Source organism: Spirosoma pulveris (genome assembly GCF_054781875.1).
The window spans coordinates 1,615,167-1,632,159 of record NZ_BAAGTO010000001.1; the positions used below are offsets into that span (position 1 = coordinate 1,615,167).

A 16,993-nucleotide genomic window follows, 5' to 3' on the forward strand; every position below is an offset into this window, starting at 1 on the left:
TATTCAGGCGCGTTTATTTCGAATTCATACCAATACCGACCTTATTCGGTACTCCTCTTCTGGCTGTTCACCACGGTATGTTCCGGTACCAGTTTCCAGTCGTTATCGAAGAAGCCCGCCATTCGAACCCCCTTACTACCAGTACGAACCATGTCAAGGCCGAAAATCATGAAGTCAGGAAAACCGCTCGCCCCGGCAAAATATTGATTAGCCGAAGCCGCCCGCATTCCTTTTAGTCCCGTTCCGCCAATGACTGCTACCGATGCAACAGCCGATCCCTTGATTGGCCAGACAAAATACGCGCCCAGATCGTCACCCTGCCATTGTTGTTCGCCCGCCCGCAGGCGGTTACGTTCCATCTGAATCGGACAATCGGCCAGAAGTGACTTCCAGGCCGCATTGTTAGTCGCGTTTCCGAACAGCACAACGCCCCGATCGGCATATCTTGCCAGTGAAAAATCTGTATCGGCAACAAGATCAATAGCACCGTTACCACGGTAATACCAGGTTTCTGCATCGTAGCGGGCCTTTTGCCAGTTCCACTCGTTTTCTTCTTTTGTGCCTTTCGTTCCGTAAACGAAAACCATTCGATTATTGAACGCATCTTTGAACGTTCCATTCCGATGCGGTCCTTTTTGAGCAGTTGTAGGACGTTGTGCCTGCTTCCACTGCCCGTTGTCCCGACTTAGAAATAGTGTATCCTGTGAACGGGTAGTCGTGTAGGTAATTGGCGTAGTGCCATCCAGCGTAATGGTCACCGGGGTTTTGACATCAAAGGCATCAAGCGCCAACTTCAGAAGGGCTATGTTCGATGTAGTCCCGGTAATTGCCTTTCCCCGACGGGTGAGCTGCATACGGCTATAGAGTAGCGGCTGCGTTTGCTGCTCAATAGAGGCCCATCGATAGGTAGATGAAATACCCGGATTAGCCGTGACAAAATCAATGTCGTTTACCGTCGAGTCCAGGGCAATCCGGTGCCATTTAAAGAAATCGAACAGCGGTTTCCAGTCAACACTTTCATCCCCAAACCAGTGACTGCCGCCGGGATATTCGTAATAACTCATATCGGGCTGTGATTCGCCCAGTAATTTGCGCATCTGTCGGGCGTAGGTTACGGGCACCGTACGGTCGGCATCACCATGCAGAACATATACGCCCAGCGGTTTGTAATTGCTCGTCAGTTTCAGCACGTCGCTCTGATTACCGGCCCGTAACAGCATCTGTTCCAATGGATCATTGCTGGTTTCCGGGATTACTCCATCGGCAGAGCCATATTCTTTTAGTGTCGGGTAACCTGCGCAGGGCGCAATGGCCGCCCATTTATCAGGATAGGTAGCCCCCAGAAACCAGGTGCCATGCCCGCCCATGGAGTGGCCAGTCAGATAAATATGCTGCGGATCGGGTTTGAACCGTTTCTGGGCAATCGCCAGTACTTCCAGCGCATCTAACCGGCCCCAGTCCTCCCAGTTAAAACCGCGCGGCCGACGGTTGGTGGCCGCTACCAGGTTACCCCAGTCTTTTGGTTTATACGCCCGTGCCTGCCCGATGGCTTCTACGCCCGCACCGTGCACCGACAGGAACAGCGCCGACGGAGCGGTCGTTGCCGACGATTGTGGCGTTACGGCATAATATTGTAAGCTACCGTCGATCTGGCTAACGAACGTCTGGCTATAGGAGGCCCCGGTCGGAACGGCCTCTACAGAAACGCTTCCCGCATCGATCGACTTGCCTTTCTGGACGAGGGTTAATTCGCAGGGCTGAGGCCCTTTTGTGTGAACCCCGCTCCCATCGAACGTAAACGCAACTTTTCGGCTCGATAGGGCCGGAATAACGGGTAACGACGTAGTAAGTGTTTTACCGGCCAACGTACTGGTCAATTGCAGACCCGACAGCGGTGCTGTTGACGTATTGATGACCACCACTGCTCCCTGGAGCGACGCATTCTGTTCGCCTAACCGAATGCTCGGCAAGGTTGGATCGTCGGTAGCCAACTGGGCGGATTTGTCCGGGAAGCTCAGGCTGGCGGTAATCATGATACCCCGTACGTAAAACTCATTAACGCCCTTCCGGAGCTTCACCGGGATGTGCAGATAGCCCATACTGTAGGCATCACCCATGTGCAGTTCGCCATTTACGTAGACGTTGCTATTCCCTTTTATAGTCAACAGCGCAACCTGTTCCTGAGCTGATGGATAAGTCAGGTAAGTATACCCACCGCCACCGCCAATACCTCCCCGTAAGCTACCGGCTACTACACCGGGTCCCGCAGGTGCACCACCATTGCCCCGAATGCCCCCCCGCAGCCGAAGCCGGTTCAGGCTGTCGGCCGTTACCGCAATCCATTTAATATCTCCCCCCTGCTCATCTTTGCCAAATACCGCCCCTTCGGCAGGTTGTTTGAGCGTACCGGTATATAATTGATAGGCCAGTGGATCGGTATAAATGGCTTCGCGCCCGTAGCGGCTGCCCGTGAGAGCTACCAGACCTTTTGTAAACGGATACGGTTTAGAGCGATTCGTTTCCGAAGTCTGCTGAGCCAGCAGGGAACCAACCGATAACGCAAAGAAGGCAAGCAAGGTAGATAGGTTAAGCATAGTCAATGAGCTGAGTATGTGCTGGTAACGGGACTACTCTCTCCAGATGATCAGTCCTAATTAAAGGCAGAGTTATTTTATTTTTTTAAAAACCCCGCCACTATTTTGCAAAAATAATCAATAACTATGAAAATAATTGGTCGAATACCAATTGTACATTCAGTATATTCGGAAACGTTTGTGTGTAACTGACTGACTGCGTTTCTGATTCACTTCGTATCCGGTTCATTCCTCTTTTTTACTTTTGCAATAAATTCATCGCCAATGCCATCGCTTAGAACCGGTTTACTTCTGTTACTTTTTCTGCTTGTCGCTTCATTTTCCATTCCGTCAAATCAGGAAGCGGATATAAAGTCTGCCAACCCTGGAGAAACAGAAACCGATCCTTCCGGGAAGCAACTGGCGCACCAATACTGCGGGAATTGCCACCTATTCCCTGAGCCTGAACTTCTGGATAAAAAGACGTGGGTTACGGGTGTACTGCCTAATATGGCGATGCGCCTTGGTCTCAAACTACCGGGGCAAGACACCCTGAAACCGCTGGCACCCGAAGAAGAAAAAGCCATTAGCCAGTTGCATGTTTATCCCGGAACGTCTGCGCTGACCCTGGAGGACTGGGAGAAAATCGTTCGTTATTATGAGCAGACAGCGCCCGAAATACCCTTACCGCAGAAACCCCACGCGCCGGTAACCAACGAACTTACTTTGTTTGCGACCAAAGAAGTGACCATTGGTGATAAACCCGTGCCGCAAACAACGTTGCTGAAGTTTGACGCATAAAGAGGGCAACTCTACGTAGGCGATGCGCAGAATACGTTGTACGTTCTTGATAATCAGCTTCAACTGGCCGATACATGGTGGATCGACACTCCGCCAACAGATATCGACTTCCCCAAATATGCCGCGCCAAGACTACTCACCATCGGTGTTTTCAGTCCGTCGGACCAGCACTTGGGCCGACTTATGACGCTGGAAAGAGCCGCTAAGCCGGGTTCCATTCCTGTCAATATCCGGCAGTTACCCCGCCCCGTACAGTTTCTGGCAAGCGACCTGAATAGCGACGGTAAAGAAGATGCACTTATCTGCGGATTTGGAAACAATGCCGGAAAGCTATTCTGGTACGATGGTTTCGACCCCGCCAAAGAACGTATCTTGAAAGCTTTTCCTGGTGCGCGTAAAGTCGAAATTGCCGATTTCAACCATGATAAAAAGCCCGATATTATGGTCCTGATGGCTCAGGCGCGGGAAGAGGTTTCTATCTTCTACAATCTGGGTAATGGAAAATTTAAGGAGAAAATCATACTGCAATTCTCCCCCTTGTTTGGCTCCAGTTATTTTGAACTGGTTGATTTTAATAAGGATGGCTTCCAGGATATTTTGCTGACCAACGGCGACAACTGGGATTATTCATCCATCAAGAAAAATTACCACGGTGTACGTATATACCTAAACGACAGGAAAGACAACTTTAAAGAAGTCTGGTTTTACCCCATGTATGGAGCAGCAAAGGCCATAGCCCGCGACTTCGACAAAGATGGCGACCTCGACCTAGCCGCTACGTCTTTTTACACCAGTCTGGAGCAGCCGGAGCAGAGCTTTATTTATTTTTCCAACCAGGGCGGGCTCACATTTACTCCCCTGAGCACGCCCGCCGGTGCCGATGGCAAATGGCTGACAATGGAAGCCGCCGACTTTGACCGGGACGGCGATGTAGACCTAATCCTGGGGTCTTATTTTCACACGGTTGGCGAAATGACCCAACTCCTTTTCAAGGGTATCACCTCTTTCCCTCAGTTATTGGTGCTGGAGAACCAGAGTAAGTAACCAGGCTGATTTGAAAACAAAAAAGAGACGAACCAATCGGTCTGCCTCTTTTTACCAACCTAATTTAAACTTTTGTTTGCTGTTGTTAGCTGGTATAGCCAACAACAGCAAAATCCTTATTTCACATCCCAGAAGATTCTGGTCTTTAGATTATCGGTCGCTTTTACAGCCGCATAGTTGGCTGCATTATACGTTACTTCATTCCCCGGAATCGTCCACCGCACCGGAGGAAGTGTCTGGTTATTTGCGTTATCGACCTGGAAGCTCAACACGGGGAAGTCCAGCCGGCGAATGTCGGCCCAGTTTTCATAAGGTTGCACCAGGTTATAGTGCAACCACTTCTGCGTTGCGATCAGTTTTAACTTGTCGGCGCTGGTTGTTGCACTGCCCCAGCTTACAGCCGGACCGGCAATGTAGGCGCTGATAGCAGCAGGTGTTGCCGCCGTTGGGGCTGCAGATCCCGTTATACCCGTGGCATTAGACAGCGCCAAAATACCGTTATAGAATTGAACTGACTGCGTAATGGCCGTTTCGTAAGCCGTTTTCGCCAGGGCATCGTTATTCGTTCTCAGATAATATTCCGCTTTGATCAAATTCATTTGCGACGCATTGATCAGAACACCGGGAAAAAACTGATTCCGGCTCAATGTATAACGGTTATAAATCGCTACCTGACCCGCGTTGAAGAGCGTTGTCTGAGCACCCTCCGTAGCCGTAGGATCAATACCAATGTACTTACCACCGGCACTCGCGCCTGGCTCAAAAAGCAGGGGTAAGCGAGGGTCGTTGTTCGCATTCATATTGTCGATCATCGCCTTACCCGCCGTGTTACCAAACCAACCCGCTGACTCTAAACCATCCTGGAATCCTTTCGAGTTAATGTCGGTGTTTATATTAAACACGTTGATCTGAATGTTCTGAGCATTGGTTTCAACGATTGGATAGGTGGTTGCGTTGCCCAAAATCTCAGCCATTTCAGCGCTCGATCTGGCTTTAAAACTATCCACATCCGAAACCCGGTTCAACAGCCGAAGCCGAAGCGAATTACAGTACCGCTTCCAGGCTGTCAGGTCGCCTTTATTGACGAAGTCCTGCGTTTGGAAGGATTTCTGGTAACCGGCATTCAGGGTAATGCCATTTAGCTCGGTTGAAATACGTTTCAGGTCATCGAGCAGAAAGGTATATATGCCTTCGGCCGTATCGAACTTAGCACTGGACACCAGGTAGTCGCCCCCGTTGGAGCTCAGCATCCCGGCTGCGCTGAATGGAATAGCGCCCAGAACGTCGACCATCTTCTGCGTATAATCATAGACGTAAACAGCGGCTGCCAGCATGAAGATTTTCCGGTCTGCCTGCTGATCTGCGGGTCTTGATGCGTACACCTTTTGCAGTTCGCGGTACTGCGCCAGCATGTTGTAGTAGTTGTACCACACATCTTCTACCCCCGACGAACCCGGTATATACTGTCCGGACGAATTGATCCAGCCCGTTGCCTGGTTATAGTGGTTCAGGGAGGTTCTCAGCGTAACGAAGTAATGCCGATACGCCGGAAGCACATAATCTTTGTTGGCGTACAGAACGCCGGTAAACTGTTTTTCGACGGTTGTCTCAGCAATTTTGGCAGGGTTTGGATAAGCCTCGGTGAACTCAGCTTCCTTACAGGAGATGTTTCCAACCAAAAGCCCCGCGAACAACAGGAAAGATATCTTTTTCATTTTCATGATTGAATTAGGATTAGAAGCTGGCCCGTAGCATTACCCCCATCGTGCGGAACGATGGGTTGTTACCAGCGTTATTAATGTTTTCTGCCCACCGCGTACTCGAGTTGGTTTGTTCAGCATCCAGATCCTTGATGGTTCTGTAGATGAAGAACAGGTTGCGGCCAAACACCGACAGGGTCAGATTCTGGGTGCCAATTTTTCGGGTCAGACTGGCCGGAATCCGGTAGCCTAACGAGACTTCTCTCATCTTGACATACGTATTTTCCTTCACGTACAACTCGTAGCGCGAGCTGCTGTACTGAGGGCCGCCCCAGTTGTAGGTGTTGTTATAATAAACCGCCTGAGAGATAACGTTGGTATTGGCTTCGCCCGTTGGCAGTACGCCATTCATCAGCATACCATCGTTATAAACAACCTCGCCGTTTGGTCCGGCAGCGCCCGTCGTCTGAATGCCTTTACCATTGGCATCCCTGTAATAGCGCAGGCCACCATGCTCGGCATCCATTGCGGTAAGGCTTTCTTCCGTAAGACCTCTCGATGTGAGCCAGTTGATACCCGTCGGCATGATGGAGCCACCATACCGGAAGTCAACGACCACATCCAGATTGAAGCCTTTGTAGCCTACGCTGTTCAGAAAACCACCCGTTAGTTTAGGCATTGCATTACCCGCCTTTATCCAGTTGGCACCGTCTAGCTGGTAGATCCCGTTCGGGCCAACAACATTCCGGCCGTTGGCGTCTTTTAAGATACCATGTACGTAAATGTCACCCATTGGCTGGCCAACTACCGAACGTAGTTGAGCGGCATTACCATCGTAGTCAGCGTGTAACAGCTCGGTCGAGTTGTTCGTTAGCTTCTCAACTTTGTTGCTGTTTTTAGCCAGGTTCAAGGTTATATCCCAGTTCAGTCCGTTCAGGTCCGCACTTTTTAAGGCGGAGAAATTTAGTCCCAGTTCGACACCCTGGTTTCTCAGCGTACCGATGTTGGCCAGAATTGACCGGGCACCGGAGGTAGCGGCAATTGTTAATGGCAGGATCTGATCAACAATCTGGGCGTTGTAATACGACAGGTCTATACCCAGCCGGTTTCTGAACAGTTTGGCCTCCAGACCAAATTCATATTCATGTTTCTGCTCAGGCCGAATTTTATCATTTCCGTAATTGCTGCTAATGTTAGTATACAAGACCGAACTGCCACCGGTCTGCTGTGTACTCAGGTTACCCTGGTTATAGGCATTATTGGCGCTGTAGATAGGCGGGTAGTTACCCACGATCCCCCATGATCCTCGCAGTTTCGCGTAGTTGATAACCGCGGGTAACCGAAACAGATCGCTGAACACAAGGCTTGAGTTCAAAGACGGGTAAACGAAGGCGTTGTTGCCCGGCGCCAGGGTAGACGTGCGGTCCCGGCGCAGAGTACCTTCAATGAAGAAGAAGTTCTTGTAGTCAAAATTAACTGTTCCCAAAAAGGCATCCCGGATCGACCTATCGCGGCTGTTGTTGCCACCCGGCGTATTTACCGACGCGGAGATATCGAAGAAATTCTCCGTGCTCAGCCCCCCGTTGGTCGACTGGCCAACGTAAGTATTGAGCATCTTATTGGCAGTATACCCACCCGATGCCATCACGGTTACGTCCGGGTTTAGTTTTTTAGTATAGGTAAGCAGTACATCGCCGTACACATTGCTATACAGGTTGTTATTCATGGCGAAGTAACCCGAGTAACCAAAGGCAAGCGGAATTGAACTGCGCTGCTTGTCTTCAATCCGTTCCGATGTCATGTCGGTACCAATCCGGCCTCTGAGTTTCAGGTTGTCCAGAATCTGCCAATGCTGCGTAATGCTGGCAATAACACGGTTACTGTATTCATCGTATGTATTGGCGCGGGTACTCCAAACGTAATCGCCAATATCGGTTTTAAAGCCATTCCGGATGATGTTCTCATTGGGCGTAAGGCTTTGGTTAGTACCGGTTACATATTTGTAACCCTGACTGGTCTGGTATTTATTGAAGTACCAGTCGGCCGATTCAAAGCGGTTCATCATCCCCGAAAAGTTGTTGATCATGCGATCCACTTTAAAGGGACGGTTGTGCGTATACTGGTTTACGTAATTGACCATCAGGTCTGTTGTCAGCTTTTTGTTGACCTTAAAGCTGGCATTCAGGTTCATGATGTTCTTTTCATTTTTGGCAGCATAGCTAATCATGCCGTTGTCCTGACGCGTGTACGAAAAGCGAATCGTCGAGTTATCCGTTGCTTTGGAAATCGCCAGATTGATGTTCGAACTGTTGGCATTCTGGAACAAGTTGGCATAGCTGTTATTGGATGCTACATAAGGGCGGATGACACCATCAAAGGCCATAACCGGCTGCCCATCAAACTTAGGACCGAAGTTAACCGTGGCACCCAGTAGTCCGCGGGTATCCCCTTTACCGTCGCCATCCGTGTCGTACGAGATGAAGCCATTGGCATCCTGACCGCCGTTAGCATAGTTCTGGAAGTACCCAGGACCTCTTACATTCTGATAGCGTGGCAGATAGGCAATTTTGTCGACACTGTAACTTGCGCTGAAATCAACGCCCAGTCCTTTTCGGCCTTTCCCGGTCTTGGTAGTTACGAGTACGACGCCGTTTACGGCTTCCGACCCGTACAGAGCCGCAGCAGATGCTCCTTTCAGAATGGAGATGTTTTCAATATCAGCCGGGTTCAAATCTAAAAGGCCATTACCGCGGATACGCTGGTCGCCCCAGTAATCGGTGTTCCGGGCCTCGCCATTTCGGATGGGGATACCATCCATCACGATCAGCGGTTGTGTGTTACCGGTAATTGAGCTTAACCCACGAATGCTGATACTCACGCCACTGGTGGCACCACCTGGTGTAGCATTAATCGTTACCCCAGGCGCTTTACCATACAATGCCGTTGCAAAGTTTGGTGTGGCCGTTTTGATAAGCGCGTCGTTTTTAACAACCACCGTAGCATATCCTAAGGCACGTTCTTCTTTAGGAATACCCAATGCCGTTACCACAACTTCGTTGATTATCGACGCATCTTCGTCCAACGAAACGTCGATCGTCGTTTTATTATCGACGATAACCTCTTTGCTCTTGTAGCCAATAAACGAGAATACCAGTACTTTGGCCTTTGCCGCAGCAATGGAATACTTACCATCGGTATCCGTAATTGTACCGGACTTTGTTCCTTTTACCAGAATGGAGACCCCTGGTAATGGCTGGCCATCATTGCCCGCCGTAACCCTACCCGAGATCGTCTGAGCGAATACGGGGGCACTTATCACCCACAATAAGATAATAAGCCTAAGTAAACTTTTTGCCATAGAATTATTTGATTAAACTGTGCTGGAAGAAAGATTGTACAATTAAGCTGTTCAGAGCTCATATTTAAGGCCCATGGAGTCAACCCTTACAATCGAACGGCTAAACAGCTCTTGCTTTTATACTGGTAATGCTTGTTTACTAGTAATTTCACTCATGCAGCGTACCGACAAATATATAGATTCAGAAGCCATATTTATAATTTTTTTTAATATTGATTTAAGCAAGAATATATTTTATTCATTAATAGGCACTTTATACAAAATAATTTTCCTTATTAAAAGCAGGTAGTGAGTACTACTATCAAAAAGAACGCCTGTAGCACCTTACTCTAAGTTTATAGTTAAAGTATACAATTGCAAATCAGCAGTTTTACTACTATACCTGTGAGGGTCAATAAACCAAATTTCTCTCTTTTATGTAATTGATGAGATTCACTCAAGGGAAGGGCATTCACTCGCCCTCTCTACGATACGCTGATGGCCTTCATGATGGTCATTCAGCAAAAAAGGACCTGTTTTTTAAAGCACTTTAGCACTGCGAGGTGTGCCTGAGAGGCTGACTGATATATTTATTACAGTATTTTATTATTTTTTTTAGTATTTATGTAGAATTTAGCAAGTAATACGATAAAAATTTGATTAGTTTTTAAAATAATTGGCCATTACATATATAAGTAGTTCAAGTATAGCACTTGCTTTAAAACTAAACCTTATTCTTCCGTATACCTGTACATTCCGTAACGATTATTTCTTGTCCATTAAAAATGAACACACCTTTTACCATTGACGAAGATACACCAGCCTCTCAGTCGGTTGTTGATTACAAAAAAAACCAGAAACAACGAAAAGTGCTCGCTCACCTGTATTCGGAGGGCACCTGTACACTGGCTCATCTAACCAAAATGCTGCATAGCAGCGTACCGTCCGTAACATCTTTAGTTGAGGAACTCATCGAAAGTCAATGGGTTACGCCTATTGGTACAGCTACTGGAAGTAATGGTCGCCGTCCCGTTCTATTTGGCTTGAATACCCGGAGCAATTACGTAGCCGTGCTGGATGTTAGCACCCATGATACAAAGATTCTGTTCATGAACGTGCAGCGAAAGGTGATCTTTCGCGGAGATTATGACTTGCGGCTAAACGACAATCCGGGCTTTCTTACCTCGCTGGTTCATTATTTTACCAGTGCATTAACCGATTCCAATATTAACATCGACGATCTTATTGCCATTGGTATTTCTATGCCGGGTCTGGTCGACGCTCGCCGGGGGCTAAATCTGACGTATAAGAATTTACACCAAACGGGCGAGTCGCTTCCTCAATGGCTTTCAACCCAGCTCAACAAGCCCGTTTACCTGATCAACGACACCAAGGCGACGGTATTGGGTGAAAGCCGGTTTGGCGGGGCTCAGGGTAAGAAGCAGGTGCTCGCTATCAATATTGACTGGGGTGTTGGACTGGGTATTGTAGTTAATGGGGAGGTATTCCAGGGTGCCAGCGGCTTTGCAGGCGAATTGGGTCATATACAGGTCGATCCGGACGGCGAGCTGTGCTTCTGTGGAAAGATTGGCTGTCTGAGCACCATCACCTCCGCTTCTGCCGTGGTGAAACGTGCGCAAACCGATATTCTGGCTGGCCAGGTCTCCAAATTAGCCACCTTCCGCGACCAGGTCGATCAACTGGATATCGACGAGGTCATTAACGCGGCCAACTCCGGCGACTCCTACGCCATTGATATTCTGCATGAAACAGGCTATCAGCTGGGCAAAGGTCTTGCTATAGCCATTAGCCTGTTCAACCCCGAAATAATTATTGTCGACGGTGTGCTGTCCAAAGCAGCTGCTTTTATTCTGAATACAATTGAGCAGGCAATCAGTAAATACTGCTTAAGTGACTTCCGAAACGACATGACCATCGAAGTAACTGAGCTGAATGGCACCGCCAAATGGCTGGGCACACACGCCTACATGATGGAAGATATCTTCGCAAATTATTAGTGTAGTAAGTGTAGTTGGTATAAAAAGTGAAATGAGTGGCGTAAGTGAAACAGATATACCTGAATTCACCTACGCCACTCATTTCACTTTTTACAGCACTCCCCTACTTCGCTTTCAGGTACGCGAACGGAATAATCATTTCTTCCAGTGATACGCCCCCGTGCTGGAAGGTGTTTCGGTAGTGATTCACGTAGTAGTTGTAGTTATTGGGATACGCGAAGAAGTAATCTTCCAGGGTAAACACATAGGCTGTCGATACGTGCGGCTTAGGCAGGAACAAGCGTTCCGGCTTACGACCGACAAACAGGTGGTTATCGTCGAATCCGAGGTTCTTGCCTTGCTTATAGCGCAAGTTGGTATTCGTTTCGCGGTAGCCGACAATTTTAGCGGGCTTCTGCACCCGAATCATGCCGTGGTCTGTCGTAATAATTAACCGTCCGCCTTTCGACGCAATTTTCTGAACAAACTCAAGCAGTGGTGAGTGCAAAAACCACGACCGGGTAATGGACCGATATGCCGATTCATCAGGAGCCAGTTCCTTAATCATGGCCATATCCGTACGGGCGTGGGAAAGCATATCAACAAAGTTGTACACAACTACGTTTAACTGATTCTGTAACAGGTTGTTGAAGTTATCGACAAGCGACTTACCCTGACCAACATTCAGAATCTTATGGTACGACATCTTGATGTTCAAACGGCTCTGGTCGAGCTGCCGGCGCAGGAATTCCTCTTCATGATTATTCAGCCCCTCATCTTCGCTGTCATCATTCACCCATAAATCGGGGTGTTTCTTTTCCATATCGCTGGGCATCATGCCAGAGAAGATAGCATTCCGGGCAAAGCCGGTGGTGGTTGGTAGAATCGAGTAATACGACGACTCCTCTTCAACGGTAAAGTAGTCGGCCAGCAGCGGCTGGATCACCTTCCATTGGTCGTACCGCAGATTATCGATCAGGATAAAGAACAAAGGCGCTGAACCGGACGATGCGGGCGTTGACTCAACCAATGGAAATACCTTCTTGCGCATCAGTTGGTGCGACATGATGGGGCTTTCGGTTTTGGGGTCGTTTAGCCAGTCTTCGTAATTGTCAATCACAAACTTGCAGAATTCGGAGTTGGCTTCACTCTTCTGCATGTTCATCACTTCCGACATGCTTTTATCCTGCGAACTGTCGAGTTCGAGTTCCCAATAAATGAGTTTCTTGTACACATCAACCCATTCATCAAAATCCATGCGGTCGTTATACTGCATGGAGATGTTTCTGAAATCCTGCTGATAGCCGATATTCGTTCGCTCGGTAACCAGACGCTTATTATCCAGAATCTTTTTAACGGACAGTAAAATCTGATTCGGGTTCAGCGGTTTGATCAGGTAATCGGCAATTTTGGAGCCGATAGCCTCTTCCATGATATGCTCTTCTTCGCTCTTGGTGATCATCACGACGGGCAGATTCGGACGTATCTGCTTGATTTGCGAGAGCGTTTCCAGTCCCGTCATACCCGGCATCATTTCGTCCAGAAAAACAACATCGTAGTTGGCCTGCTCAACCTGATCAAGCGCATCGGCCCCACTGTTTACGGATGTAACATCGTAGCCTTTATTCTTCAGAAAAAGGATATGGGGTTTCAGGAGATCAATTTCATCGTCGGCCCAGAGTATCGAATAATTTTGCATAATTTTTAAGAAGTTGGAAGTGAAAAGCCGAATGGAGACCGTTCCAACGCCGGATTTACGGCATCGGTAATTCTTCGTTTTCAACGTTTCACTACTTTATTGGTAAACATCAAACGACCACTTCTGTTTATGTGGTTCTTGTTTAAGGTTTTTTAACAAGTCAATAAACGTACATTTATTGAAACTTTGATCAAAATTGTGAATTCAGAACAGGGTATATTTAAGCATGAGCCCAGGTCTGTAAATCCACCATCCATAACAACAACTGCATTTTTGCGTTAATTTTACACTATAAGCCGTTTAGCAACGTGATCATTAACACGTATTTCAATCGGTTAATCGGTGGATACAAATCCATGAAAAAACTTCCTTTCTATATGCCTCTGGGTCTGCTGGCGGGTTTGGCATTCACACAAGCTCTGGCGGCCCACCCACACTTTCCGGCAAGCAAAATAGTTACCGATTCAGTAGGGGTTGAAAAAAAAGACGGCAAACGGTTTATTCTGCATCGTGTTGATGAAGGGCAAACCTTGTTTGGCATTGCCCGACGTTACAAGCGTTCCGTGGCCGACATCCGGGCTGCCAATCCTGAGCTAAAAGATGGGGTCAAGTACGGCCAGCTCGTCCGGATTCAGATTCCGGAGGGTGCGCTGACCCGAAAAGAAGCGAAAGTCATCGACAAAGCGATCAGGAAACAGGAAAAGGAAGAAAAAAAGGATGCGAAAGTAGCAGAGACACCCAAAGCCAAAGACGTTAAACCGGAAAAGCAGGCGGAGAAAACCGTTATCAAAACGGATGATCCTGCCAAGGCAGGCATTCACGTTGTTGAAACCGGACAAACGCTGTACAGTCTGGCAGGTCGATATGGCGTTTCGCAGGCCGACATCCGCAAATGGAACAACCTTCCGGGCAACAATGTGCTCATTGGGCAGGCGCTGATCGTCTCGGAGAAAGCGTACCAGTCGCGCATGCCTTCTGCTCCAACGCCTGTCACAACGCCCAAATCAGTTGATACGCCGACCCGTCGCTCTGAACCGGATGCGTCAGTGCACCCGGCCAGCCGCCCGAGTGAGCCACATAAAACAGAAACCCGGCCCGCCCCACCGGCCGAAGCCAAACCAGAGCACCACCCAGAGTCCTCGTCGGTCCCCATTGCGACGAAGCCGGTTGAGAACAAGCCCGCGGAATCCGAGACGAAAGCGAGCGCCAAACCAGCCGAGAAGCCAGTTGAAGAAGTAGAACTACCCCGGCCCGGCAACGACGCGCCCATGCCAACGCGAGGTCGGCGGATGTCCAGCAGCGGTGTTGCCGAAATGATTGAAGGCAATGACGGCTCCGGTAAGTACCTCGCTCTACACCGAACAGCCCCCATTGGTACACTCGTGCAGGTACGTAACGAGTTCAACAATCAAAGCATTTGGGTGAAAGTCATTGGCCGTTTGCCCAATACAGGCGTCAATGACAAGATCTTAATTAAATTATCGACACAGGCCTTCGCGAAACTTTCGCCCGTAGATCGGCGTTTTCGGGCTGAGGTTAGTTACATTGTTCGATAGCTCAATTATGGAAACCAAAGAAGAACGGATTGCCCGACGTCATCAAAAGCGCGACGAACAGATGAAAGCCTCGCCTGGCTACGTAACGTTCAGTATTATGTTCACGCTGGCGTATCCCTTCATTGCCGTCTTTACATTTGTCATGTCTGCGCTTTTAGCTACCTTCTCCGGTATCTCCCGAGCAATGGCATGGGTTATCAGCGGTGGCAAAAGCAAATGATTGTCCGGGCAACATGCCTTTTTAACTGATAAATTTCGATTGATTACGGCACAAATTGATTCAGTAAGAGATTTCTTAGATGCGAAGGCCGATTTATATAATCGGCCTTCCTTCATTGAGCGGGACCCTATCAGCATTCCGCACCGTTTCAGCAAGAAACAGGATATTGAACTGATGGGCTTCTGGGCCGCTGTACTGGCCTGGGGACAGCGGCCGGTTATCCTCAAGAAGGCGAACGAGCTGGTGGAATTGATGGATGGAGCCCCCCACGACTTTGTCAGGAATCATGCAGAGAGCGACCTGAAGCGCTTTTTGAACTTTAAACACCGCACCTTTAACGCGACAGATGCGCTCTATTTCCTGCATTTCTTCCAACAGTTCTACCTGGAAAACGACTCGCTTGAAAGTGCTTTTTTACCCGATTTGAGCGATCCTTCCGACAGCCGGTCTCTACAAACCGTCGAATCGTCTCTCATTACCTTTCATGATCGGTTTTGTGGCCTTAGCGATTTCTTTCCCGAACGGACCCGCAAGCACATTGCTACACCGGCTCGAAATTCGTCGTGCAAACGCTTGCTGATGTTTCTGCGGTGGATGGTCCGGCAGGACGACCGTGGTGTTGATTTTGGTCTTTGGACACGTCTTAGCCCCCAGCAGTTGGTAATTCCTATCGATGTGCATGTTAATCGGGTGGCACGGCATCTGAAATTACTCACCCGACCCCAGACCGATTGGAAAGCCGCCCTCGAACTAACGGAAACGCTGCGCCAGTTTGACCCGACAGACCCCGTACGATATGACTTTGCCCTTTTTGGGCTTGGCGTTGAAGGCGAACTATAACGGGATGCAACAGGGCAAAACAGTGGGTCGGTGGGTATTTTTTGGCCCAATTTATCAAACAATAAATACCTTGGAGGGATTACCTTTTTATGGGCTTCTCCACAAGCAGTACTCGTTTGGTGGCAGTTGCCGGATTTATTGAAAAATTTCAGACCTGATCTCCCATACAGACCACTGTCTTTTATATCATGCCTTTTCAGATAACGACTCAGCCTTTCGGTACGTTACCAACGGCTACCGCCACCGAACCACTTACCGAATACATACTCGAACATACCGAAACGGGCGAATTCATCACCGTGCTGCCCGGCTTTGGCGGCATACTCCGCCGACTGGTTCTGCGCAAAGGACGCTACCTTTTACCGTTACTATTAGCTCCCGAGTCGCCCCAGGCGCTACTTACTGACGAGAGCTACTCAAGTGCGCTTCTGTACCCGTTTCCCAGTCGGATACGGCACGGCATATACCATTTTGAGGGCGAAGATTTTGCCTTAAAAATGAACGAAATGAGACGTGACAGTGCCCTGCATGGCTTTGTGCATGGCCGCGTTTTTAGCGTTGTCAGTGAGGAGGTAACCCCAACCTACGCCCAGCTGGTGGTACAGTACGATTACGCTGGCGACACGGTGGGATACCCTTTCCCGTTTTCCCTGACGGTCAGCTATAAATTAGTTCAGGCAAACCAATTGCAGCGTGGCAGCATGGTGAATGACGACCGCATGTGTGCCCTGGAGGTTAGCTACTCGGTCGTTAACACGGGGATTCGACGCAGTCCGTCTGCTTTTGGCTGGCACCCTTATTTTACGCTGTCTGATCAACCCATTGATGAAATGAGTTTATCCTTGCCAGCGCGTACGCCTATACTTCTCGACGAAAAGATGATTCCAGCGGGGAGACAGGCGCCCGAACAAGCCGGGGAGATTACCCTCAAGGACCAGCAACTGGACACCGCTTTTGCCATTGAACCAACCAGTGATTATAACAGTCAAGACACTTTCGCCGAAACCATCCTGACCTCACTTGACTCCGGCGTGCGGCTTATTGTTGGACAGGAAACCGGCCCTGGCAAATTCAACTACCTGGTTTGCTTTACCCCTACCCGGCGCGATAGTATCGCTATTGAGCCCCTTACGGCCAATGTGGATTCGTTCAACAACGGTGAGGGCTTAACCATTCTGAACCCTGGCGAAACCATGTCGGGTACCATCTGGGTGCGCTTGGCATAA

11 protein-coding genes are annotated in these 16,993 nt (G+C 48.9%); 7 read left to right on the forward strand and 4 right to left on the reverse strand.

Annotated elements, in window-relative coordinates; translation table 11 throughout:
- Positions 1-41: 41 nt before the first annotated feature.
- On the reverse strand, positions 42-2,594 hold the full coding sequence (locus ACYVJM_RS06530; protein ID WP_461147383.1) for a carboxylesterase family protein: 2,553 nt from the start codon (positions 2,592-2,594) through the stop codon (positions 42-44).
- Between the two features lie 264 nt (positions 2,595-2,858).
- Between ACYVJM_RS06530 and ACYVJM_RS06535 the strand changes: the two genes are divergently transcribed.
- Both ACYVJM_RS06535 and ACYVJM_RS06540 read left to right on the forward strand, forming a co-directional pair.
- On the forward strand, positions 2,859-3,374 hold the full coding sequence (locus tag ACYVJM_RS06535; protein ID WP_461147384.1) for a hypothetical protein: 516 nt from the start codon (positions 2,859-2,861) through the stop codon (positions 3,372-3,374).
- A 36-nt stretch (positions 3,375-3,410) separates the two neighbouring features.
- Complete coding sequence (locus tag ACYVJM_RS06540; protein WP_461147385.1) at positions 3,411-4,418, forward strand: FG-GAP repeat domain-containing protein; 1,008 nt, start codon at positions 3,411-3,413, stop codon at positions 4,416-4,418.
- A gap of 116 nt (positions 4,419-4,534) precedes the next feature.
- On the opposite strand, the gene ACYVJM_RS06545 is transcribed toward ACYVJM_RS06540, so the two are convergent.
- Positions 4,535-6,133 (reverse strand): SusD/RagB family nutrient-binding outer membrane lipoprotein, encoded by a 1,599-nt coding sequence (locus ACYVJM_RS06545; protein WP_461147386.1) that lies wholly within the window; start codon positions 6,131-6,133, stop codon positions 4,535-4,537.
- 19 nt (positions 6,134-6,152) lie between these two features.
- Positions 6,153-9,476, reverse strand: a complete 3,324-nt coding sequence (locus ACYVJM_RS06550; RefSeq protein ID WP_461147387.1) for a SusC/RagA family TonB-linked outer membrane protein — start codon at positions 9,474-9,476, stop codon at positions 6,153-6,155.
- A gap of 764 nt (positions 9,477-10,240) precedes the next feature.
- On the opposite strand from ACYVJM_RS06550, the gene ACYVJM_RS06555 reads away from it, so the two are divergent.
- Positions 10,241-11,473: an ROK family protein gene (locus tag ACYVJM_RS06555; protein WP_461147388.1), complete on the forward strand. Its 1,233-nt coding sequence runs from the start codon at positions 10,241-10,243 to the stop codon at positions 11,471-11,473.
- Positions 11,474-11,576: 103 nt separating this feature from the next.
- On the opposite strand, the gene porX is transcribed toward ACYVJM_RS06555, so the two are convergent.
- Complete coding sequence (gene porX, locus ACYVJM_RS06560; protein WP_461147389.1) at positions 11,577-13,151, reverse strand: T9SS response regulator signal transducer PorX; 1,575 nt, start codon at positions 13,149-13,151, stop codon at positions 11,577-11,579.
- 356 nt (positions 13,152-13,507) lie between these two features.
- On the opposite strand from porX, the gene ACYVJM_RS06565 reads away from it, so the two are divergent.
- From ACYVJM_RS06565 to ACYVJM_RS06580, 4 genes are all read left to right on the forward strand, one after another.
- The gene (locus ACYVJM_RS06565) at positions 13,508-14,707 is read left to right on the forward strand and encodes a LysM peptidoglycan-binding domain-containing protein (protein WP_461147390.1); all 1,200 of its coding nucleotides are present in this window, start codon (positions 13,508-13,510) and stop codon (positions 14,705-14,707) included.
- A gap of 7 nt (positions 14,708-14,714) precedes the next feature.
- On the forward strand, positions 14,715-14,927 hold the full coding sequence (locus ACYVJM_RS06570; RefSeq protein ID WP_461147391.1) for a hypothetical protein: 213 nt from the start codon (positions 14,715-14,717) through the stop codon (positions 14,925-14,927).
- A gap of 39 nt (positions 14,928-14,966) precedes the next feature.
- Positions 14,967-15,767: a TIGR02757 family protein gene (locus ACYVJM_RS06575; protein ID WP_461147392.1), complete on the forward strand. Its 801-nt coding sequence runs from the start codon at positions 14,967-14,969 to the stop codon at positions 15,765-15,767.
- 188 nt (positions 15,768-15,955) lie between these two features.
- On the forward strand, positions 15,956-16,993 hold the full coding sequence (locus tag ACYVJM_RS06580; RefSeq protein ID WP_461147393.1) for an aldose epimerase family protein: 1,038 nt from the start codon (positions 15,956-15,958) through the stop codon (positions 16,991-16,993).

Coding starts and splice junctions, on each gene's coding strand:
- ACYVJM_RS06530 (WP_461147383.1), bottom strand. CDS start 2,594: ATGCTTAACCTATCTACCTTGCTTGCCTTCTTTGCGTTATCGGTTGGT.
- ACYVJM_RS06535 (WP_461147384.1), top strand. CDS start 2,859: ATGCCATCGCTTAGAACCGGTTTACTTCTGTTACTTTTTCTGCTTGTC.
- ACYVJM_RS06545 (WP_461147386.1), bottom strand. CDS start 6,133: ATGAAAAAGATATCTTTCCTGTTGTTCGCGGGGCTTTTGGTTGGAAAC.
- ACYVJM_RS06550 (WP_461147387.1), bottom strand. CDS start 9,476: ATGGCAAAAAGTTTACTTAGGCTTATTATCTTATTGTGGGTGATAAGT.
- ACYVJM_RS06555 (WP_461147388.1), top strand. CDS start 10,241: ATGAACACACCTTTTACCATTGACGAAGATACACCAGCCTCTCAGTCG.
- porX (WP_461147389.1), bottom strand. CDS start 13,151: ATGCAAAATTATTCGATACTCTGGGCCGACGATGAAATTGATCTCCTG.
- ACYVJM_RS06565 (WP_461147390.1), top strand. CDS start 13,508: ATGAAAAAACTTCCTTTCTATATGCCTCTGGGTCTGCTGGCGGGTTTG.
- ACYVJM_RS06570 (WP_461147391.1), top strand. CDS start 14,715: ATGGAAACCAAAGAAGAACGGATTGCCCGACGTCATCAAAAGCGCGAC.
- ACYVJM_RS06580 (WP_461147393.1), top strand. CDS start 15,956: ATGCCTTTTCAGATAACGACTCAGCCTTTCGGTACGTTACCAACGGCT.